The sequence below is a fragment of the Arcicella rosea genome (assembly GCF_014204325.1).
GTDB lineage: Bacteria > Bacteroidota > Bacteroidia > Cytophagales > Spirosomataceae > Arcicella > Arcicella rosea_A.
The window spans coordinates 48,825-70,310 of record NZ_JACHKT010000004.1; the positions used below are offsets into that span (position 1 = coordinate 48,825).

General features: G+C 34.1%; 19 protein-coding genes. 13 read left to right on the forward strand and 6 right to left on the reverse strand.

The window, feature by feature from the left end:
• Together HNP25_RS03970 and eutC are read left to right on the forward strand one after the other, a co-directional pair.
• Nucleotides 1–2,294 (forward strand): WD40 repeat domain-containing protein (locus tag HNP25_RS03970; RefSeq protein WP_221432396.1); only part of this gene is annotated, 2,294 nt, incomplete at its 5' end.
• A gap of 271 nt (nt 2,295–2,565) precedes the next feature.
• A complete protein-coding gene (gene eutC / locus HNP25_RS03975) occupies nt 2,566–3,321 on the forward strand; it encodes an ethanolamine ammonia-lyase subunit EutC (protein WP_221432397.1) in 756 nt (251 codons plus the stop codon).
• A gap of 399 nt (nt 3,322–3,720) precedes the next feature.
• On the opposite strand, the gene HNP25_RS03980 is transcribed toward eutC, so the two are convergent.
• A complete protein-coding gene (locus HNP25_RS03980) occupies nt 3,721–4,386 on the reverse strand; it encodes a metal-dependent transcriptional regulator (RefSeq protein ID WP_184130653.1) in 666 nt (221 codons plus the stop codon).
• Nucleotides 4,387–4,630: 244 nt separating this feature from the next.
• On the opposite strand from HNP25_RS03980, the gene HNP25_RS03985 reads away from it, so the two are divergent.
• From HNP25_RS03985 to HNP25_RS04000, 4 genes are all read left to right on the forward strand, one after another.
• On the forward strand, nt 4,631–5,941 hold the full coding sequence (locus HNP25_RS03985) for an Nramp family divalent metal transporter (RefSeq protein ID WP_184130656.1): 1,311 nt from the start codon (nt 4,631–4,633) through the stop codon (nt 5,939–5,941).
• Between the two features lie 28 nt (nt 5,942–5,969).
• Complete coding sequence (locus HNP25_RS03990; RefSeq protein ID WP_184130659.1) at nt 5,970–6,323, forward strand: phage holin family protein; 354 nt, start codon at nt 5,970–5,972, stop codon at nt 6,321–6,323.
• A 140-nt stretch (nt 6,324–6,463) separates the two neighbouring features.
• Complete coding sequence (locus HNP25_RS03995; RefSeq protein ID WP_184130662.1) at nt 6,464–6,868, forward strand: hypothetical protein; 405 nt, start codon at nt 6,464–6,466, stop codon at nt 6,866–6,868.
• Nucleotides 6,846–7,610 carry a phosphoglycerol geranylgeranyltransferase gene (locus HNP25_RS04000; RefSeq protein WP_184130665.1) on the forward strand — a complete coding sequence of 255 codons (765 nt, stop codon included), beginning with the start codon at nt 6,846–6,848 and terminating at the stop codon, nt 7,608–7,610. Before HNP25_RS03995 ends, HNP25_RS04000 begins: the two co-directional genes overlap by 23 nt.
• A gap of 48 nt (nt 7,611–7,658) precedes the next feature.
• On the opposite strand, the gene HNP25_RS04005 is transcribed toward HNP25_RS04000, so the two are convergent.
• Complete coding sequence (locus HNP25_RS04005; protein WP_184130668.1) at nt 7,659–8,933, reverse strand: Glu/Leu/Phe/Val family dehydrogenase; 1,275 nt, start codon at nt 8,931–8,933, stop codon at nt 7,659–7,661.
• 419 nt (nt 8,934–9,352) lie between these two features.
• Here HNP25_RS04005 and HNP25_RS04010 point away from each other — a divergent pair, with 419 nt between their 5' ends.
• The 5 genes from HNP25_RS04010 (at nt 9,353) to HNP25_RS04030 (ending at nt 14,966) form a co-directional block, all read left to right on the forward strand.
• Complete coding sequence (locus tag HNP25_RS04010) at nt 9,353–9,745, forward strand: TraR/DksA family transcriptional regulator (protein WP_184130671.1); 393 nt, start codon at nt 9,353–9,355, stop codon at nt 9,743–9,745.
• A 197-nt stretch (nt 9,746–9,942) separates the two neighbouring features.
• Entirely contained in the window at nt 9,943–12,495 is a 2,553-nt protein-coding gene (locus HNP25_RS04015; protein ID WP_184130673.1) for a M14 family metallopeptidase, read from the forward strand.
• A gap of 163 nt (nt 12,496–12,658) precedes the next feature.
• On the forward strand, nt 12,659–13,234 hold the full coding sequence (locus HNP25_RS04020; protein ID WP_229202785.1) for a 5-formyltetrahydrofolate cyclo-ligase: 576 nt from the start codon (nt 12,659–12,661) through the stop codon (nt 13,232–13,234).
• A 201-nt stretch (nt 13,235–13,435) separates the two neighbouring features.
• Entirely contained in the window at nt 13,436–13,933 is a 498-nt protein-coding gene (locus HNP25_RS04025) for a hypothetical protein (RefSeq protein ID WP_184130676.1), read from the forward strand.
• Between the two features lie 40 nt (nt 13,934–13,973).
• The gene (locus HNP25_RS04030; RefSeq protein ID WP_184130688.1) at nt 13,974–14,966 is read left to right on the forward strand and encodes an aspartate-semialdehyde dehydrogenase; all 993 of its coding nucleotides are present in this window, start codon (nt 13,974–13,976) and stop codon (nt 14,964–14,966) included.
• Nucleotides 14,967–15,038: 72 nt separating this feature from the next.
• Here the strand turns inward: HNP25_RS04030 and HNP25_RS04035 are convergent, their stop codons facing one another.
• Nucleotides 15,039–16,580 (reverse strand): FG-GAP repeat domain-containing protein, encoded by a 1,542-nt coding sequence (locus HNP25_RS04035; RefSeq protein WP_184130690.1) that lies wholly within the window; start codon nt 16,578–16,580, stop codon nt 15,039–15,041.
• A gap of 104 nt (nt 16,581–16,684) precedes the next feature.
• Nucleotides 16,685–17,344 (reverse strand): phosphatidylserine decarboxylase family protein, encoded by a 660-nt coding sequence (locus tag HNP25_RS04040; protein ID WP_184130692.1) that lies wholly within the window; start codon nt 17,342–17,344, stop codon nt 16,685–16,687.
• Nucleotides 17,345–17,522: 178 nt separating this feature from the next.
• On the opposite strand from HNP25_RS04040, the gene HNP25_RS04045 reads away from it, so the two are divergent.
• Both HNP25_RS04045 and HNP25_RS04050 read left to right on the forward strand, forming a co-directional pair.
• A complete protein-coding gene (locus HNP25_RS04045) occupies nt 17,523–18,074 on the forward strand; it encodes an RNA polymerase sigma factor (protein WP_184130695.1) in 552 nt (183 codons plus the stop codon).
• 55 nt (nt 18,075–18,129) lie between these two features.
• Nucleotides 18,130–19,479: a hypothetical protein gene (locus HNP25_RS04050; protein WP_184130698.1), complete on the forward strand. Its 1,350-nt coding sequence runs from the start codon at nt 18,130–18,132 to the stop codon at nt 19,477–19,479.
• 4 nt (nt 19,480–19,483) lie between these two features.
• Here HNP25_RS04050 and HNP25_RS04055 read toward each other — a convergent pair whose 3' ends face one another.
• Entirely contained in the window at nt 19,484–20,569 is a 1,086-nt protein-coding gene (locus HNP25_RS04055) for a type III polyketide synthase (RefSeq protein WP_184130701.1), read from the reverse strand.
• 117 nt (nt 20,570–20,686) lie between these two features.
• A complete protein-coding gene (locus HNP25_RS04060) occupies nt 20,687–21,484 on the reverse strand; it encodes an alpha/beta fold hydrolase (protein ID WP_184130704.1) in 798 nt (265 codons plus the stop codon).
• Nucleotides 21,485–21,486: the final 2 nt, after the last annotated feature.

Below are 21,486 nucleotides of genomic sequence, written 5' to 3' on the forward strand. Positions count from 1 at the left end.
ATAGTAAATGGCTCGTAACAGAAGATGTGAATCTAAATACCAAAGTCTGGTTAGTGGAAAAAGGGAAACAAGCTGACTTTTTAAATGAAGAAAAAAAGATATTTTCTGCTACTTTTTCCCCAGATAGTAAATGGCTCGTAACAGAAGATGTGAATCTAAATACCAAAGTCTGGTTAGTGGAAAAAGGGAAACAAGCTGACTTTTTAAATGAAGAAAAAAATATTCGTTCTGCTACTTTTTCCCCAGATAGTAAATGGCTAATAACCAAAGATACTAATCGTATTGCCAAAGTCTGGTCTGTGGAAAATGGAATATTGTATGACTTTTTAAAAGAAGAGAAAATTTTTGGTTATCCTATTTTTTCTCAAGATAGTAAATGGCTCGTAACAGAAGATGTGAATCTAAATGCCAAAGTCTGGTTAGTGGAAAAAGGGAAACAAGCTGACTTTTTAAATGAAGAAAAAAATATTCGTTCTGCTACTTTTTCTCCAGATAGCAAATGGCTTATAACAAAAGATCAAAATCTAAATGTCAAAGTCTGGTCTGTGGAGAAGGGAATACCTAATGACTTTTTAAAAGACGAGGCAACTATTAGTGATGCTACTTTTTCCCCAGATAGTAAATGGCTCATAACAAATAATGGAAATAATAAATATAAATTCTGGTCTGTGGAAAAAGGAATACTGTATGACTTTTTAGAAAAAGAGAATAATATTCGTTCTGCTACTTTTTCTCCAGATAGCAAATGGCTTATAACAAAAGATCACAATCTAAATGTCAAAGTCTGGTCTGTGGAAAATGGAATACCTGATGATTTTTTAAAAGACGAGGCAATTATTAGTGATGCTACTTTTTCCCCTGATAGTAAATGGCTCATAACATATTATGGAAATAATAAATACAAAGTATGGTCTATGGAAAAGGGAGTACTTAATGATTTTTTAAAAGACGAGACAACTATTAGTGATGCTACTTTTTCCCATGATAGTAAATGGCTCATAACATTAAATATCAATCGAAATGCCAAAGTCTGGTCATTAGAAAAGGAAAAACAAGCTGACTTTTTAAAAGACGAGGCAACTATTAGTGATGTTACTTTTTCCCCAGATAGTAAATGGCTCGTAACAAGGAAGTATAATGATATTGCCAAAGTCTGGTCATTGGAAAAGGAAAAACAAGCTGACTTTTTAAAAGATGAAAAAACGATTAGCGACGCTACTTTTTCGCAAGATAGTCAATGGCTCATAACAAGAGATGATAAATATAATTACAAAGTCTGGTCAGTAGCAACGGGAAAATATTATGACTTTTTAAAAGATGAAAAAAATATTTACACACCTACTTTTTCCCAAGATAGTAAATGGCTCATCACAACAGATCTGAATTTTAATTACAAAGTCTGGTCTGTTGAAACAGGAAAATATTATGACTTTTTAAAAGATGAAAAAAATATTAGCTACGCTACTTTTTCGCAAGATAGTAAATGGCTCATCACAAGAGATGTGAATTATAATTCCAAAGTCTGGTCTGTAGAAACAGGAAAATATTATGACTTTTTAAAAAATGAAAAAAATATTCGCTACGCTACTTTTTCGCAAGATAGTAAATGGCTCATCACAAGAGATTTTAATCGTAATGCCAAAGTCTGGTCTGTTGAAACAGGAAAATATTATGACTTTTTAAAAGATGAAAAAAATATTTACACAGCTACTTTTTCCCAAGATAGTAAATGGCTCATCACAATAGATTTTAATCGTAATGCCAAAGTCTGGTCTGTAGAAACAGGAAAATATTATGACTTTTTAAAAAATGAAAAAAATATTCGCTACGCTACTTTTTCGCAAGATAGTAAATGGCTCATCACAAGAGATGTGAATTATAATTCCAAAGTCTGGTCTGTAGAAACAGGAAAATATCCAGACTTTTTAAAAGATGAAGAAATGCTACGCTACGCTACTTTTTCGCAAGATAGTAAATATATATTTATCAGATGCTTTGATAAACATAAAGTAAAAATCTACGAAATTGCCACAGGCAAATTAATCCAAACTTTATGGTTAAATAAAGTACCAACGCAGGTAGATATTATAGACAATCGCTATCTCTATGTCACAGTTGGTAAAGCCATTGTAAAAACAGATTTACAAACACAGCAGGGTAATTTAATGAGTTACGGCGATGGCGAAGAGTTGGATTATAAATATGAGGAAATACAAGAATGGATAAAGGTTTTTGGAGATAAATACCTCTTGCCTTTGGATGAGGAGATAAAGAAGAAATATGGAGTGGATTGAGTGTAGAGTTTGGAGTGCGGAGTGAGGAGTTTTTTTTCAATAGGGCGGGAATTTATTCCCGTCATTCATATTAATTTAGCATTAATGGGATTATAAAATATTTATTCCCAATTGATTGATTGGGTGTAAATTGAATTTTAAAAATATTCATCAATTAGTTGGAATAAATCCCCCCCCTCATTGATACATAAATAGCATTAGACAATAATTTCTTAATTCAATGATTAATCACTAAATCACTCATTCATTAAATCACTCAATGAATCACAACATGGAAATCAACAAAGCCGACCAATGGCAATTTTTGCAAAATTATACTCCCGCTCGCATTGCTCGTGGTCGGGCTGGGCATAGTTTACCTACGGCTGAATTGTTGAAATTCCAAGCAGACCATGCCCAAGCTCGTGATGCGGTGTATTCTGAATTAAAAGTTTTAGACTTATTTCAAGCTTTACTAAGTACTTTTAATCTGGAAGTATTACGGTTACAAAGCGAAGTAAAATCTCGTTCACAATATTTACAAAGACCCGATTTAGGAAGAACAATCAACCAAGCATCCAGAAAAATTTTATTGGAAGAAGATGCCAGCGAATCAGACATTTGCTTTGTGGTTGCCGATGGACTTTCGGCAAGTGCTATCAATGAACACGCTTTTTCCTTTTTGAATCATTTAATTCCTAAACTTCAAGCCGAAAACTGGGAAATCGCTCCGATTTGTATTGTTGAACAAGGACGAGTAGCCATTGCCGATGAAATTGGCTTTTTACTCAAGGCAAGTATCGTAATCATTTTAATTGGCGAACGCCCAGGACTAACATCTCCCGACAGCATGGGAGCTTATATTACTTATCAACCTAAATTAGGTCTAACCGATGAAAGTAGAAATTGTGTTTCAAATATTCGCCCAGAAGGATTAAATTATGAATTGGCTTCAGAAAAAATCTTCTATTTACTTAATGAAATAAAAGTAAAAAAAATCAGCGGAGTACAGTTAAAAGATGAAATGAATGACAAACAAATACTTTAAAAATCTGAGTATTTATCTCTAGGTAAATATTAACGATTATTTAAAAATAAAGTTGTCATAAATGGGCTAAAATTTAGTTAAATACTTATTTTTTGAACAAAATATAAGTATCCTACTTATGAATTTTTCCAAATTTTACATAAGTCCAAGATAAATCAATAGCATTAATTTTGATTTTTAACTAGGAAAAGAAAATGTATGAGCTAAAGCTAAATACTATTTTAATAGCATAATTTTTAAAGAAAGAAGATAATTGGAATAGCGTTTCACTTTTATTATGACTAAATCTTAATAGATGTTTGATTTAAACTCCATTTTTTATATTTTTGCAATGCGTTATTTTAACGTAAATTTTTTGACCTAGCAACGTGGCGGCGTTGTTAGGTTTTTTTTATATTCTTAGTTTTTAACACTTTTTACTAGTAAATTTTTGGCTACTTCGTGGCTAATGAAATGATTTGATAAATCGCCAAGCTTTACATTAAGTGATTTATCAAAATCGTTTAGCTCTTTCACAACAATATGGCAACCCAAGGTCAAGCCCATTTTGGCTAAGTACTGTAAAAAAGTTGCTGAATGCTCAGAAACGCCCACCATCACAACGCTTTGCCCAACAGTAATTTCTGAAAGATTTTGATACCTCAATTCAGGCATAATTCCGAAAGTATCTGGAATAGGGTCTCCGTGTGGGTCAAATTTTGGAAAACCTAAAAACTCGTCTAATCTTTCAACCAACTCTTCCGAATCAATATGTTCTAATTGTTCTGCAATTTCGTGTACTTCGTCCCAATTAAAACCTAACTTTTCTACCAAAAACACTTCCCATAAACGGTGCTTTCTGATAACTTTCAAGGCCACGGCTTCGCCGAGTTCTGTTAACCTAACACCTTGATATTTTTGATAATTAACTAATTGTTTTTCTGAGAGTTTCCTAAGCATATCTGAAACAGATGCCGCTTTAGTAAGTGTCAGTTCTGCAACAGCATTCGTACTGACTTCACTGTCGGTTTCCGCAGAAAGCTTATAAATTATTTTAAGGTAGTTTTCTTCCGTGAATGAAGTCATGATGGCAATTTTTAGGGATAATAATAGCTTTATTAGCTGAACAAAGATATTATTTTATAAGCGAATAATTAAATTTTAGATTAATCTAAAAAAATATTTTGAATTGTACTTAACAAAAAATAAATTTACATTACTTATGTAGCGGTAATCATGAAGCATTCATTGTAAATCATTTCATCAGGTTATAAAAGGAAATATTGATTATTGTATTCAACAAACCTTACAATTACATCGCATATTTAATATGAATATAAAAAACACAATTTTTAATCATTCATTACCAGAAGTATATGGTTCAATAAATGTGCCTAAAACAGGCTCTTTTTATAAAAAATTATGGGCTTTTACAGGGCCAGGCTTAATGGTAGCTGTTGGTTATATGGATCCTGGGAACTGGGCAACAGATATTGCTGGAGGCTCAAAATTTGGTTATACGTTACTTTCTGTTATTCTGATTTCAAATCTTTTTGCGATGCTCCTTCAGCATCTTTCATTAAAATTAGGCATTGCATCTGGACGAGATTTAGCACAAGCTTGTCGCTATGCTTATTCAAAACCTGTTGCTATTACTTTATGGATTTTGTGTGAAATTGCCATTGCCGCCTGCGACTTAGCAGAAGTAATTGGTTCTGCCATTGCCATTAATTTACTTTTTGGCTTGCCCCTAACAGTAGGCGTTGTCATTACGGTTTTAGATGTTTTAGTACTTTTATACTTTCAAGGAAAAGGCTTTAGGGCTTTGGAATGTATCGTTGCAGGTTTGATTTTTATGATTTTCTGTTGTTTTGGTTATGAAATTTTTGTTTCCCAACCATCTGTAAAGGAAATTTTGGGAGGTATTTTACCTACAACTCAAATCATTACCAATCCAGAAATGCTTTATGTTGCCATCGGGATTTTGGGTGCAACCGTCATGCCTCATAATTTATATTTGCATTCTAGCATTGTACAAACTCGTAATTTTGAAAAAAACAGCGAAGGCAAACGTTCCGCTATCTTTTTTGCAACGATTGATTCTAACTTGTCTTTATCACTTGCCTTTTTTATCAATGCAGCCATTTTAATTATCGCTGCGGCTACTTTCCACAATACGGGCAATCAAAATGTGGCGGATATCAACGATGCTTATCATTTACTTGACCCCGTTTTGGGTGTAAAATTCGCTGGTATATTTTTTGCTGTAGCCTTATTAGCTTCTGGTCAGAACTCTACTTTAACAGGTACTTTGGCTGGACAAATTGTAATGGAAGGTTTTTTGAATTTAAGATTAAAACCTTGGTTGAGAAGACTTATTACTCGTTTAATAGCAGTAATTCCAGCCTTGATTGTTACAATTATTTATGGCGAAAAAGGCACGGGAGATTTATTGGTATTGAGTCAAGTAATTTTATCCTTACAACTTAGTTTTGCGGTAGTTCCTTTGATTGTTTTCACAAGCGATAAAACTCAAATGGGTGAATTTGTGAATTCAAAATTGATGAAAATTTGTGCTTGGATTGTAGCAATTATCATCATTGCCTTGAATGGATATTTGCTTTGGGATACTATTTTTTAGTTATTTGTATTGAAAAAATAGCTAAGGCATGAAAATACCAGAGACAAACGGATTGATTGAAAATATTTATAAGTACGTTCAAACGCATATAGAAATTGCCAAACTTGAAGTAGAAGAGCGTGTTCAAGAAACGATTAAAAAATTAATAATTGGGGCGATACTCATTCTTGCAGCTTCGATGCTTTTAATATTTTCGTTACTTACTTTGGCTTTATTCCTAAACCATGTTTTCAAAAGCGATTATCTTGGTTTTCTTTTAGTTACAATTTTATTAGCACTTGTAGTAGTTTATGTTTTTTATCTTGGAAAAAAACTACTAGAACCTGATACAATTACAGAAAATACAGAAGAAGAATCCGAATTGATTTCTCCAGAAAATTAAAAATGAATTCTTTCGTTAAATTTTCACTCAAAAAAGCAATTTTTATTACTTTTGAATAGTTTTAGATTCGTACACAGTTATTGTGAGAGCAACACTTGAAGTAAATATTACTTGTACAATAACAGATTAACGTGAAAATTATGTTTCCAGTAGTAAGCCCCAAAAAAATTTCTGAACGTAAGCAAGCATTACATTTAGAAGCAAAAGAATATAAAAAAACGATTGACGGACAAGTAAGTAACCTCAAAACTGAAGCAACTCGTATTGGAACTACGGCTTTAATCATTGGTGGCGTTTTGGCTACTACTTACCTTGTATTTAACTTTTTGAGTTCTGATTCTGATAAAAAAGAAAAAGTAAAAGTAGCGGTAGCTGAAAGCAATAATTTGCCTGTTATCGTTAAAAAAGAAAAAAAGGAAGAATCTTGGATTATTTCATCTATCAAAGGCTACATGCTGTCATTTTTAATGGCAATTGCCAAAGATAAAGTCATGGAAGTGCTTTCGATTTTAAAAGAAAATCATGCAGAGAAATCTTCTCAATAAATTTTATGAGCTAAAAGCCCAAGGCAAAAAAGCATTTGCTGTCTTGATTGACCCCGACAAAGTCAATGAAGACAGCTTTTCGCATTTAATAGCCTTGAGTAAAGAACAAGCAGTAGATTTCTTTTTTGTAGGCGGTAGTTTAATTACCAGCCATATTATGGAAAAGGTTATTATCGAAATTAAAAAAAGTAGCGACATTCCTGTTATTTTATTTCCAGGAAATAGTTTACATCTTACTAATCAAGTAGATGGCGTTTTGTTTTTATCTCTAATTTCAGGAAGAAATCCTGATTATTTGATTGGACAACAAGTAATTTCCGCTCCAATTCTCAAAAGAAGCGGCATAGAAGTATTACCAACGGGCTACATGATTATTGACAGTGGTCGCCAAACAACGGTTTCGTATATTTCAAATACAACGCCAATTCCACACGATAAACCAAGTATTGCAGCTTGTACGGCAATGGCTGGTGAAATGTTAGGATTGAAATTGATTTATATGGATGCTGGTTCTGGTGCTTATAATGCAGTTTCACCAGAAATGATAGCTGCTGTTCAACAATCTATTGAAGTACCTTTAATTGTTGGCGGAGGAATTAATACCGCAAAGAAAGCCCAAGATGCCCTAAAAGCTGGTGCAGACGTTATCGTGGTTGGTAACGCAATTGAAGAACGAGTAGATTTAATTAAAGAAATAGCCAAAACCGTAAGAGGGTTTAACGAGCGTTTTGTGAACTCTTAAACTTAAAGGATTGTCAACTTTTTAAAAGCTGACAATCCTAAACATTTATCAATAACCACCACGGAATTTATAAGTATCAGCCACTTTTTTAATTGCAACAATATAAGCTGCAATTCGCATCGGTACTTTATATTGTTGAGAAGTTAAGAATACTTTATCAAAAGCATCTTTCATAATTCTATCAGAACGGCGATTAATACGGTCTAAATTCCATTTATAACCCATTCTATTTTGAACCCATTCAAAGTACGAAACCGTTACTCCACCCGCATTTGCCAAAATATCTGGTACAACCAAAATTCCTTTGTCATTAATAATATCGTCAGCAGATGCTGATGTTGGGCCATTAGCCCCTTCTACGATTAATTTCGCTTGAATATAAGGAGCATTTTCGTTGTTAATCACATCTTCTTTGGCAGCAGGCACAAGTACGTCAACATCCAACGTCAATAATTCTTCGTGACTTATTCTTTCAGCACCCGGAAAATTCTCTAAAGTACCTTTATTCAAATCTCTGAATTTAATTGCCCCTTCAATATCAATACCATTTTGATTGTAATAAGCTCCTGAAATATCAGAAATCGCTTTTACCATTACGCCACGTTCATGCAATAAATTGGCAGCGTGCGAACCAACATTCCCAAAACCTTGAACAGCCGCAGAAGATTTATAAGGATTAATTTTCAATTTATCCATCCCAGCCAAAGCCGACACCATTACTCCACGTCCAGTTGCTTCAGTTCTACCCAGTGAACCACCCAAAACCAGTGGTTTTCCTGTTACAACGGCATTTACAGTCATTCCTTTTGCTTTAGAGTACTCATCCATTAGCCATGCCATTTCTCTAGGCCCAGTTCCCATGTCTGGTGCAGGAATATCTCTGTCGGGTCCAAAAACATCTAACATCGAAACAGTATAAGCACGCATCAAACGTTCCATTTCGCCAGCAGACATTTCTCTTGGATTACAAGCAATGCCACCCTTTGCTCCTCCATAAGGAATATCCACCACGGCACATTTCCAAGTCATCCAAGCAGCCAAAGCTCGTACTTCATCAATATTTACAGCAGGGTCAAAACGAATTCCACCTTTCGATGGCCCTAAAATGTTAGAATGAATAACTCTATAACCTTCAAATACTTTGATGCTTCCATCATCCATCGTAATAGGCAAACCTACAGTAACCTGACGAGCAGGTACTTTTAAGATGTAATACATTTCATCAGAGATTCCCAATAATTCAACGGCTTTATCAAAGCGTTGCATCATTGATTCTAGCGGATTTTCCTTGTCCTTAATCGGAGCTGGTTCTATGTAAGTCATTGTCTTTGTATCATCGACTACCAACCTTCTGAAAACAACAATATTAAGAAAATGCTATTTCCTGTTTTTTTCTAAATGAATGGTAATCAATGCTTGAGATTAGTTTTTGTTGATAATGCACAAACATAACACTCTTCAAACAACAAAAACAAGTACTTTTAGTGTAAGTAGAAATACCTGATTTTCAATCAAAAAACATAATTTTAAGGTTTTTTTGCGTTTTGCTTTTTAACTTTATGGAAGATAGGTTCATTTACCAAATATTCATTGGTTTATTTCAAAAATTAAGGAATTATAAAATTTTAGAAAAATTTTATTTATTCTTGAAATATTGCAAATTTAAGTTTGAACTATTTATCTTTGCGTAAATTTTAAACGCTACTAATAAAAATCTTCAACCCACATAGCCTTATTAGAATATGAACACTATTGTAGAAGAAAAAACTCGTTACTCTGAGGAAGAGCTAAAAGAATTTGAAGTACTTATCACGAGTAAACTTGAAGACGCACGTGGAGAGCTAAACTATATTCGTGAAGCATTGCACAAACGCAATGATCCAGGGACTGATGTTACTGCGGGCAGCTCGAAACCAATGGAAGATGGTGCAGATACTTCAGAAAAAGAAAGTATGAGTCAATTAGCAGCACGTTTACAAAAATTTTCTACGCAATTAGAAAATGCTTTGATTCGTATCAAAAATGGTACTTATGGTGTATGTATTGATACTGGAAAATTGATTCCAAAAGAACGTTTGAGAGCAGTTCCTCATACACAACAAACAATTGAAGCTAAGTTGATGAAACAACGTTAGTTTTTGATAAGCAAGTTTAGCATTAAAGATTGTAGGGTTTTATAAAATCTCTTCAACAAAATTTCTTGTGTCGTTTGTTTTACTCTTCAAAAATTAAAAAATAGTTTTAAGCTTTGTACAACATAGCTTCTTTACAATCCTGCATTATCATCTTCAAACTAATAAATATGAATCACAATTCTCCTATCAACATTTCAATGAGAAAGCGGTTAGCCGCTTTTTTGTTTTTTATGCTTGTTCAAACTGCTTTTGCACAAGTTCCCAACAGCTACTATTTACCGCAAAATATTAGCTACGACCCAAAAATTCCTACGCCACAACAATATTTGGGCTATCAAGTAGGCGACTGGCACATTCAGCACGAACAACTTTTGGGCTACATGAAAAAAGTAGCTGAACTTTCAGACAGAGTAGAAGTTAGCGAATACGGACGTACTTATGAAAACCGTCAATTATTACTCCTGACGATTTCTTCTCCAAAGAATCTTGCGAATGTTGATAAAATAAAAGCCGACCACCACAAATTAGTTGAACCCGATAAATCTTCCAGTTTAGATACTAAAAATATGCCTATCGTAGTTTGGATGGGCTATTCTGTACATGGAAACGAAGCCAGCGGAACGAATGCTTCGGTACTAGCTTTGTATTACTTGGCTGCTGCGCAAGGTGCTGAAATAGATTCTATTTTGAATGAATCGGTAATTTTACTTGACCCAAGAATTAATCCTGACGGTGGCGAGCGTTTTTCAAGCTGGGTAAATGCCAATAAAAGTAATAATTTAGTATCTGACCCAAATAGCCGTGAATTGAATGAAATGTGGCCAGGTGGTCGTTTCAACCATTATTGGTTCGACTTAAACCGTGATTGGCTTTATACGCAACATCCAGAAAGTAAAGGTAGAATTCAGAAATTCCATGAATGGAAACCAAATATTCTGACCGACCACCATGAAATGGGACCTAATTCTTCTTTCTTTTTCCAACCGGGCATTCCTGCCCGAACGCATCCTCTTACTCCCAAAAAGAATATTGATATAACAGAATTAATCGGCAAATTCCATGCTACGGCTTTAGATAAAATCGGTTCATTATACTTCACAAAAGAAGGTTATGACGATTTTTATTACGGAAAAGGTTCTACTTTTCCAGACGTTCAAGGAAGTATCGGAATTTTGTTTGAGCAAGCCAGTTCTCGTGGACATTTACAGGAAACGCAAAATGGAAATATGAGCTTTGCTTTTACGGTAAGAAACCAGTTTGTAACAACACTTTCTACTTTGCGTGCAGCTAAAGCTTTGCGTCAGGATTTGTTAGATTATCAAAGAAGTTTCTATCAAGAAAAATCTACTTCTGCAACAAAAGCATTCGTTTTTGGCGGTGGAAATGATAAAGTAAAAGTGTGGGAAATGATTAACATTCTTCGTCAGCATGAAATTGACGTTTTCAATGTATCAAAAGATGAAGTATTGGACGGAAAAACTTTCAAAAAAGGAGAAGCATTCGTTGTGCCATTAAGCCAACCACAATATCGTTTGGTTCAAGGGATTTTTGAAAAGCGAACTACTTTTGAAGATTCACTTTTTTATGATATTTCGGCTTGGTCGATGCCACATTGTTTTAATGTACCTTATTCAGAAGCAAAAATTGCACTTACTTTAGGCGATAAATTGACCAAAAATGATTTCCCGAAAGGAAAAATTATTGGCAATACTACTTATGGTTATGTGTTTGAATGGGATGGATACTTCGCTCCTAGAGCAGCTTATGAATTACAGAAAAAAGGTTACAAACTAAAAGTATCGACAGAACCTTTCACGGGTGTTTTTGAAGGCGGAACGAAAAACTTTAGCTATGGCACGGTTGAAGTCACTTTTGGCTCAAATCAGCAAGCAGATTTTGCGGCTTTGAAAACCCTTCTTCAAACACTTGCCGAGCGTGATGGTATTGATTTTTATGCTTTACAAACGGGACTAACGCCTTCTGGAATTGATTTAGGAAGTAGTTACTTTGCAGCAATGCGTCAGCCAAAAGTATTAATGCTGACGGGTGCAGGCGTGAATCCAAACGATGCTGGCGAAATTTGGCATTTGTTGGATACCAGAGTAAATATTCCTCTCACGATGTCGGAAATTACGCAAGTAAACCGCATGAGTTTAGAGAAGTATAATACCTTGATTCTCTCAAGTGGCGATTACAGTACTTTGAACGAAGAGAAAATCAAAACATGGGTACGCAACGGCGGAACATTGATTACGTTGACAGATGCGGTAGAATGGGCTGTTGCCAAAGGATTATCGCCTGTAAAAATCAAAACGATTCCTGCTGACACTGCTTCGTTTAAACCTTATGCTTTGGCTGAACGCTACAAAGGAGCTCAACAAACAAGTGGTGCAATTTTTCAAGTAAAATTAGACCCTACTCACCCGATTGGTTATGGCTACAAAGACCAAACTTTAAGTGTTTTCAGAGATAATAATATTTACTTAGAAAAAATCAAAGACCCATATAATGCTCCATTGATTTATACAAACGAACCATTGGTGAGTGGCTACGTAACAGAAAGAAACAAGAAATTGATGAAAAATACGCCTTCGGTAGTGGCAACGTCTTTTGGAGCAGGAAAAGTAATTGTGATGACTGATAATCCAAATTTCAGAGCATTCTGGTACGGTACAAACAAATTGTTTTTGAATGCTATTTTCTTTGGCTCAACGATACTTTCAGGAGTCCGTGGCGGAGAGGAAGACTAAAAATTGATGAGTTTGGAGTGTTGACTGAGGAGTTTTTGAAAAATTGAGATTTATTACCAATTTAGCCCTTAAATTTCTTCACTTGTGGTTTAGAAATTTAAGGGCTTCTTAGATTTAATTTTATTGAAATACAAAAGCTCATCGCTCAATACTCAAAGCTTTTATGATGAACAAACCAGCCCTCAGAAAATATTATCTTTCCAAACGAAAAGCACTTTCTCAAGCAGAAATACTTGACCAAAGTCAGGCGATTGTTGAGCTTTTTTTTCAACACTTTAATCTTTCGGAGGTGAAATACCTTCATACTTTTCTGCCAATTATCAAACATAATGAAATCAATACTTTTTTATTGATTGAAAGACTCCAAGCTGAATTTCCACAAGTACAAATTGTTGTACCCAAGAGTATTCCTGAAACATACGAAATGGAACATTTTCTGTATGACGAAGAAAAGCTTGTTGAAAATAAATGGGGAATTCCAGAACCTGTTTCTGGTGAATTAATTGCTCCTTCTGAAATGTCGATAGTACTTGTTCCTTTGTTGATTTTCGACGAGCAAGGAAATCGTGTTGGTTATGGAAAAGGATTCTATGATCGTTTCCTTCAAGAGTGTTCTTCAGAGCTTATTAAAATCGGTTTATGTCTTGAAGAACCGATTGATAAAATTGAAGATATAAATGAGTTTGATATAAAATTAGACTATTGTATTACGCCTAATCGGCTTTATTCGCTCGGATAAAAGCAAAATTTCAATAAAAAACAACATTTCCTACATATTCACTCTACTATTCCCAAGATATTCCTTTTCTCTTCCAATTTTATCAAGTAATTTTGCAAACTTTTTATTTTCCCTGACTTCTAAAGGAAATTAAATTTCAACGATTCAGAAGAGTATTCAAACCTGTGATTTATTTCAACGATAAATCATTAGAAAGAAACCATGAAAACTAAGATTTTAATAGGCTTTTTGATGTTTGTAGGTTTCAAAACCTTTGCTCAGGAAGATAAAAGAACTTTGTATCCGATTGCAGTAAAAAGGCAATTATTCGGCGTAAAATTTATTTATGACCGACAAATAATTGACAATGCTTCGGCTTTACAAATACCGTTGTTGCAAGCAAGAGACTCAAAAGTAAATGTAGAGTTTTTGACTTATAAGCAACAACAAAGGTTAGTAAAACTGATAAATATTGTTCCAGCTGGTTTATCACTTTATACGATTTTCAATAGAGATAAAGTATCAAGTGGTTTTTACTGGTCAACCGTAGGAGGTACTTTGTTGATTTCTTCTTACTTAAATGTAAAGTCAAACATACATTTATCAAAGGCGATTAATCGTTATAATGAAGTAATCAGTAGTAACCAAATTGGGCTAAATATTCAAACAACACCCCTTCAGCAGGCAGTAGTTGGAATAGGATTGAAGCATAATTTTTAAGCATTTTTTTATATAAATTAATTCATAATCAATTTTAAAAATGAAAGTAGCAGTAGTCGGAGCCACAGGTTTGGTCGGTGGCGAAATCCTTAAAGTGTTAGCGGAACGTAATTTCCCAGTAACAGAAATCATACCAGTAGCTTCTGAGCGTTCAGTAGGTAAACAGGTAGAATTTAAGGGTAAACAGTACACCGTTGTAGGTTTTGATGATGCTATTAAGATGCAACCAAACGTGGCGATTTTCTCGGCAGGTGGAAGTACTTCTTTGGAATTAGCTCCTAAATTTGCGGCGGCAGGCATTACAGTGGTAGATAACTCTTCAGCTTGGAGAATGGATCCTACTAAGAAATTAGTAGTACCAGAAATAAATGCGTTTACTTTAACATCAGAAGATAAAATTATTGCCAACCCGAATTGTTCTACGATTCAAATGGTTGTAGTAATGAATCCTTTGCACAAAAAATATAAAATCAAGCGTGTAGTTGTTTCTACGTACCAATCAGTAACTGGAACAGGAAAAGCAGCGGTTGACCAATTATTTGCAGAACGTGAAGGACGTACAGATGTACCTGCGGTATATCCACACAAAATCGACTTGAACGTTTTACCACACATTGATGTATTCTTGGATAATGGTTATACCAAAGAAGAGATGAAAATGGTGAATGAAACCAAGAAAATTATGTTGGATGATTCGATTGCAGTAACAGCAACAACTGTACGTATCCCAACAATTGGTGGACACTCTGAAGCAGTAAATATTGAATTTGAAAACGACTTCGACGTAGAAGAAGTAAAAAATATTTTAGCAAATGAAGAGGGAATCATTTTACAAGATGACCCTAAGAATTTTGTGTATCCAATGCCAATCAATGCACATGGTAAGGATGAAGTTTTTGTTGGACGTATTCGTCGTGATGAAACTCAACCAAACACCATCAATATGTGGATTGTAGCTGACAACCTTCGTAAAGGAGCTGCTACAAACGCTGTGCAAATTGTAGAGTATTTGGCTAAAAACAATCTTATTTAGTAGTAGTTTACAGGTTTGTTTGATAGTAAAATGAAAGCCGAGATTCTTATCTCGGCTTTTTATTTTTGTTCGCTATTTCAGAGTTCTTTTCTTATTCTCCAAAACAATCAAAGATGGTGGTAATTTTCTTCCCATCTGCAATTCTTCAACATCTGCCATTCCTCTTCTTAAAAACGAACCTAGTAGAATATCGGCATCACCGTCTTGATCCATATCGGCTACATCCATCACCATCCATTTGCCTTGATTGGCTTCTGGAAAGGTTGATACTTTAAACTGATTGTTTCCTTGATTATCGAGTAATAAAAAACCTTCGTGTGGCTTTTGTTTTGGGTCAGTAAAGAAAGAAATAGCGGCAATGTCTAAATCTCCATCTAAATCAAAATCGGCTGCCATTGCTTTTGAGGCACCAAACATTGGATAAAAATAACTTTGCTTAAAATTGCCTTTGCCATCATTCATAAAAATCCTGATGCCATGATAACTTTTTAAGGAAATAGATAAATCTGCATTATCACCATTGGTATAAAGTATATCTAAGAAACCATCTTTATTAAAATCGGCTAAATCCATATAACTAGAACCATACACAGAAGGAAAAGAAAGTACTTGTTTCTCTTCAAAAGTACCGTGACCTGTATTATAAAAGATGAAAACACCTTCACGGGCTTGTGTCATTAGCACTACAATATCTGGTAAATTATCGCCATTCATATCTTTGATAAAAGTATTTCTGGCACCTGGCAATTCTTTTAAAATATGTTCTCTCCTATTTACGCCATCGTACCAAGCCAATTTCCCTAATTCATTTCCAAAATTACAGAGTACAAAATCTTCTTTTCCATCTTGATTCAAATCTCCAAAAGAAGCTTGAACTGGTCTTTGAAGAAATTCTAAAATAGGTTTTGATTGCTTTTGTGGCGTGATTTCTAAAAGACTTCCTTTTCTAAAATCATTAGGATCCATTATGCCTAGCGTCAATACTCTAAGATTTTTTTTCGAGAAATCTACATCAGCAATTGGGCTTGGTACTGCCACAGAATCTTTCAACATACCATTCAAATCGTATTTTTTCAAGAAACTTTGTTCTCCACGCCAAGCGGCATAAATACTTTTTTGGGCAGTATTAAACTTAACGAAAGTAACATAAGGTGTTTTATTGGCAATTCCTTCTATTTTTTTTACCGAAAAATTACTTAATCCTATAGAAATCTTTTCTTTTTTGGCTTGAGGAATTGCTTTTTCTGGAGCATTATCAACATAATATTTGATAATTTTCGCCCAGTCTTCTTTAGCAATAATAGGCTTTTCTGGAAATACTCCTGCTACGGTAAGAAACTGTAATTCTTCTGGATTCATCCCACCATATACTTTGAAAATATCTGATTCTAAGCCTAGTCGATGTGACATTTTGGGTAGAATACTTTTCTCCCAAGTAGTTTTATCAACTAACACTGGACTAGGAAATTGATGGCAACTACCACAATATATTGCGGCTAATTCTTTTCCGCTTTTATTAGAAGGAACTGGTGGAGTATAAATTTCTGATTTATTTGAATTTGAGCAATTCCATAATAAACCCGCTAAAACCAAAAGGAATAAACGATTTAACATTTCTAAGATTATTATAAAAAATGGTTATCAACAAAAAAAAGGTAAATTAAAAATACTTACAATTTTTAATTTACCTTTTGAATATGCAATATTATCTATAAATATCAAGCCAGTTCTGCAATAACAGTTTCGCCGCCGACTGGTCTATCGTCTAAGTTTACTAAAATTTTAGCATCTAAAGGAAGGTAAATATCTATTCTTGAACCAAACTTGATAAAACCAAATTCAGTACCTTGTTCTACAGCCTGTCCTTCTTTTACATACCAACAAATTCTACGAGCTAAAGCACCAGCAATTTGACGGAACAATACTTCAGTACCATTATTGTGTTTTACCACAACCGTCGTTCTTTCATTATCAGTACTTGATTTTGGATGCCAAGCTACCAAGTATTTTCCTGGATGATATTTGAAATAAGAAACGATGCCTGAAATTGGATTAAAATTGATATGCACATTGATTGGTGACATAAAAATAGAAACTTGACGACGTGGTTCTTTGAAGTACTCAGTTTCCACAACTTCTTCAATTACTACGACTTTACCATCAGCTGGAGCAATGATATGCTTAGGATTTTTGACCGTTGTACGGACAGGTACACGGAAAAATTGTAAAATAATTAATGCAAAAACGACGCTAAATGCGATAACAATTTTGCGTAAAATCTCATTTTCTTCAAAAAAATAAGCAACAGCACTATTTAAAATGATTAAAAAAATGGTCGAAACTAAAATAGTACCTTTGCTTTCTCTGTGGATAGTCATGTGTTTAAGGGGAATATTCAAACAAAGTTAATTAAAATCTTTGAAAATCATGAATTCTTGGTTTTGGATAGTTATCTTAATTGTTGAATGGCTACTCTCTCAAATAAAATACTTTTTATAAATATTTTAACGCAACCTTTTTTCAAAAAACTCGTATTGTTGTTGAAACGTTTCCAAAATGCCCATTATTACAGACCAAAACAATAGCCTCCAAACCATACTTGAAGGGTGCCGTAATGGTGATTCTAAAAGTCAAGAACTGCTTTATAAGCAGTTTTATGGCTATGCTATGAGTGTTTGTTTACGTTATACAAAAACAAGGGACGAGGCAGTTGAAGTAATTAATGATGGGTTTATTAAAGTGTTTAATAATGCTGATAAAGTTGATTTGAGTCGGTCTTTCAAAAATTGGTTCAGAAGAATTATGGTAAATACGGCCTTAGATTTTTATCGCCAAAACCATAAACATTATGAACAAGACGATATAGAATATGCAGCTCACATAAGTGATAGAAATGACGATGCGTCTGCGAATCTATCTTATGAAGAATTATTGTCGCTGGTACAAAGATTATCGCCAACCTATCGCACAGTTTTTAGTTTGTATGCAATTGATGGTTATTCACATGATGAAATAGCCAAAATGTTAGGTTTTTCTGTAAGTGCGTCGAAATCAAATTTAGCTCGTGCAAGGGTTAATTTGAGAGAAATGCTTAGTAAACGGTTTTAAAATTTAAAATAACAAAGATAAATCAAGATTCTGTGATAGAATCTTAACAAAAAAGATGTCAGATAAGTGGTGGGATATGTCCGATGACGAACTGGATGACCTTTTCAGAGAAGCCTCTGATAAGGTGCAGATTCCGTTTGACCAATCGTCGCTGGATAAGTTAAATGCAAAAATAGCCACCAAACCATTGACTGGTTCTCGTTTTAAATACGAGAGAGGTTTACTATTACTTTTATTATTGGTTTTTGTTGGAGGAGGAATAGGTTTTTATCTCAGAAAAAATTATGAGGATAAAAAAATAGTTACTCAAAAATCTGAGCTAATCAATACGTTACCAACTAAGACTAATATACAATCAAAAGAAGTAGTTGAAACGGAATTAGTAAGCAATAAATCTGAAGAAAATAAAGCAAAAAAACTAAATAAAGTACAAAAGACTACCTCATCAATAACTGAAACAACACAAACTTTAGAAGGTAATCATAAAAATATTTCCATCAGTAAACTCAAAGAAAGAACAGTAGAAGAGAAAACTATCAAAAATAAATCTGCTGAAAGTAAAAAAACATTCATACAGCAATCAAATAGAAATATTTCAACATTTGATAATGGTGAAACCATAATACCTGTAGCAGTAAATACTATTTTAACAAAAAGTCAACAGCTAAACGGCAACACAACTTTGGCTTTGTTAAAAAGTAAAGAGCTAAAGCCTTTAAAAACAAATTTTGAAGTAATTCTTCCAGCATTTGAACAAGAGTCCGAAAAGGCATCTGATGTACGTCCACTTGTTCCTATAAAAAGATTCAATCGTTTTGGCATCCGACTAGCCATTGCACCAGATGCCAATGCTATTGAAAAACTAGAAAAATTTGCTTTTGGAAAATCAGCAGGAATTTTATTTGAATATAATTTAACAAAGCGATTTGTACTTCAAACGGGTGCAATTTATACTTACAAAAAGTATAACACAGGAATCGAAAATTATCATGCTTGGGCGAAAAACTGGGCTACTCGTCCAGTTCTACCAACCAGTGTAGAAGGCGATTGTGAAATTTTAGATATTCCAATCAACATTCGATATAACTTATTATTGCAACCCAAAAGTACTTGGTTTGTAAGTGCTGGTGTTTCTTCTTATTTGATGTTAACAGAAGGATACGAATATTATTATCCAGAAACGGCAACTGTACCAATAAATTTCCCGAGATATGTAACTTGGAAAAGAGACAATGATTATTTCACAAGTATCTTGAATATTTCATTCGGTTTCGAGAAAAAGATTAACCAACATATTTCTATTCAAGCAGAACCTTATTTGAAAGCTCCATTAAAAGAAGTAGGAAGAGGAAAAGTAAATCTCTACAGTAGTGGCGTTTTATTTTCTTTGAAGTATGGCTTTTAAAGTATTACACAATCGTTAAAATCATTGATTCTAAAGTTAAGCCAGGGCCAAATGCACAGCTTAAAATATTTTGATTTTTATGTATATTCTCTGTGTCTTTCAAAATCTCCTTTAACACAAAAAGTACCGTCGCCGACGACATATTGCCATAGTTACCTAGTACTTGATAAGCATACCGATTATCTGTCGCACTGATTTCCAAAGCCGTTTCAATGGCTTCTAAAATGGCTTTTCCGCCTGGGTGAATTGCATATAAAGAGATGTCTTGCTTCGTGATTCCTGAAGAAGTAAAAAGTTTATCAGTCAGTGCTTTGATGCCTGATTTTACTAATTTCGGAATATACGAAGTAAGCGTCATTTCAAAACCAAAATCTGCTACTTGCCAAGCCATGTCGTTTTTCCCCTCAAAATACAAATCACAAAAGAAAGATTTCATTGCCAAAGACTGAACCTCTTCAGTTGGAGTAGCTTCTATTAGTACTGCTGCTGCACCATCCGCAAAAAGTGCATTTGAGAGTAGGAAGTCTTCATCCATTTTCTTCTGAAAATGAAGTGTACATAATTCCACACAAACCAATAGCACTTTTGCTTCGGCATTGGCTTTACAAATGGTATCTGCCATTTTTAAGCCATTAAAAGCACCGTAGCAACCCATAAAATTAATGGCTGTTCGTTGAATGTTAGTACTTAGTCCTAAAGAAGAAATAATTTCAATATCAAGTCCGGGGGCGTACATTCCTGTACAACTTACTGTGATGACATGCGTGATGTTGGGCAATTCGCCTAAGTCAGCAATCGCTTTTAAACAAAGCGGCAGAGCATATTGCTTGTAGGCAAGCATTCTTTGTGAAATACTTGGAAATGGCTCTAAATCAGGAGTTTGAGGGTAAAATTCGTATTCAGAAAAGGATTTTCCATAATCAGACAATACAGAATAACGCTGATTTATTTTGGTAGAACGATACAAGGCTTTGAGTTTTCTCTGCTCATACTCATCCATTTGTAAGGCTGAAGCCATGAATTCCGCAATTTGCTTTTGTGGAAAACAGTTTTCAGGAACTGCCGTACCTATTGCATTGATAAAACTCATGAATGATTGCGGGTTTACCGTTTATTGATAGCGAAAGCTAAGTATTTTAAGTAGTATTCTAATTGATATACGAAATACTTATGAAAATTGTTTTCCGTCTGTCAGGAAGATGTCAAATTATAGGATTTTATTCGTCTTTTTTAAATATTCTATTACTTTTTCAAGTATTTTGGTATGTCCAGCTTCAAGCGTAATTAAATGTGCATTTGGAAGTTTCGTCGCTAAAGGTAATACTTTTTCAGAAGGCAGAATGGTATCATATTTCCCTGTGAAAATGTTTACCTTAATTTTTTCGTCGTTGATTAATTGTGCTAGCTTCCGAATATTAAATTTCAAAAACCTAAAGCCCGTCCATGATTGAAATACTTGTTTTTTCTTTGTTTGTGTATCTAACATTCGATGAGCGAAACGGATTGAACTTTCTGGAACAATGTGCATTTTAGCAAAAAACTTCGTGAAAGATAAAAGCTTTTCTTCTTGAAAAAGAACATATTTGAAGACTTTCCGAGTAAGTCTAAAACGTGTTGCAAAAGAATAAATTAGATGTTCTGAAATACCATCAGGTGAAACTAAAGTCATGCTTTCAATCTGTTTGGGAAAAGCCTCTACAGTAGCCAGAGCGAATCTTCCACCCATGCTAAAGCCAATGACTGAAAAGGTTTTAATTTGATTTTCTGTAAGGAATGTTATGAGAAAATCTTTCCAAATAGATTTTGTAAGTACTTGATTTGTTAGCAATTGATTAGCATTCTCAACAATACTTTTCCCATGAAAAGGTAAATCAAAAGCATAGATTGTATAAACGTCGCCAAAGGTTTCGGCAAAATGTTGGAAACACAAAAAATCCTGCCCAATTCCATGAAAGGCGAGCAGGATTTTTTGTCCGTTTCCGATTTTTTGAAAATATAATTTCATGA

Bases quoted from the DNA above. Each gene is read 5' to 3' on its own strand.
- HNP25_RS04025 (WP_184130676.1), top strand. From the start codon at position 13,436: ATGAAAACTAAGATTTTAATAGGCTTTTTGATGTTTGTAGGTTTCAAA.
- HNP25_RS03995 (WP_184130662.1), top strand. From the start codon at position 6,464: ATGTTTCCAGTAGTAAGCCCCAAAAAAATTTCTGAACGTAAGCAAGCA.
- HNP25_RS04040 (WP_184130692.1), bottom strand. From the start codon at position 17,344: ATGACTATCCACAGAGAAAGCAAAGGTACTATTTTAGTTTCGACCATT.
- HNP25_RS03980 (WP_184130653.1), bottom strand. From the start codon at position 4,386: ATGACTTCATTCACGGAAGAAAACTACCTTAAAATAATTTATAAGCTT.
- HNP25_RS04005 (WP_184130668.1), bottom strand. From the start codon at position 8,933: ATGACTTACATAGAACCAGCTCCGATTAAGGACAAGGAAAATCCGCTA.
- HNP25_RS04045 (WP_184130695.1), top strand. From the start codon at position 17,523: ATGCCCATTATTACAGACCAAAACAATAGCCTCCAAACCATACTTGAA.
- HNP25_RS04015 (WP_184130673.1), top strand. From the start codon at position 9,943: ATGAGAAAGCGGTTAGCCGCTTTTTTGTTTTTTATGCTTGTTCAAACT.
- HNP25_RS04020 (WP_229202785.1), top strand. From the start codon at position 12,659: ATGATGAACAAACCAGCCCTCAGAAAATATTATCTTTCCAAACGAAAA.
- HNP25_RS04050 (WP_184130698.1), top strand. From the start codon at position 18,130: ATGTCAGATAAGTGGTGGGATATGTCCGATGACGAACTGGATGACCTT.
- HNP25_RS03985 (WP_184130656.1), top strand. From the start codon at position 4,631: ATGAATATAAAAAACACAATTTTTAATCATTCATTACCAGAAGTATAT.
- HNP25_RS04000 (WP_184130665.1), top strand. From the start codon at position 6,846: ATGCAGAGAAATCTTCTCAATAAATTTTATGAGCTAAAAGCCCAAGGC.
- HNP25_RS04035 (WP_184130690.1), bottom strand. From the start codon at position 16,580: ATGTTAAATCGTTTATTCCTTTTGGTTTTAGCGGGTTTATTATGGAAT.
- HNP25_RS04010 (WP_184130671.1), top strand. From the start codon at position 9,353: ATGAACACTATTGTAGAAGAAAAAACTCGTTACTCTGAGGAAGAGCTA.
- HNP25_RS04060 (WP_184130704.1), bottom strand. From the start codon at position 21,484: ATGAAATTATATTTTCAAAAAATCGGAAACGGACAAAAAATCCTGCTC.
- HNP25_RS04055 (WP_184130701.1), bottom strand. From the start codon at position 20,569: ATGAGTTTTATCAATGCAATAGGTACGGCAGTTCCTGAAAACTGTTTT.
- HNP25_RS04030 (WP_184130688.1), top strand. From the start codon at position 13,974: ATGAAAGTAGCAGTAGTCGGAGCCACAGGTTTGGTCGGTGGCGAAATC.
- eutC (WP_221432397.1), top strand. From the start codon at position 2,566: ATGGAAATCAACAAAGCCGACCAATGGCAATTTTTGCAAAATTATACT.
- HNP25_RS03990 (WP_184130659.1), top strand. From the start codon at position 5,970: ATGAAAATACCAGAGACAAACGGATTGATTGAAAATATTTATAAGTAC.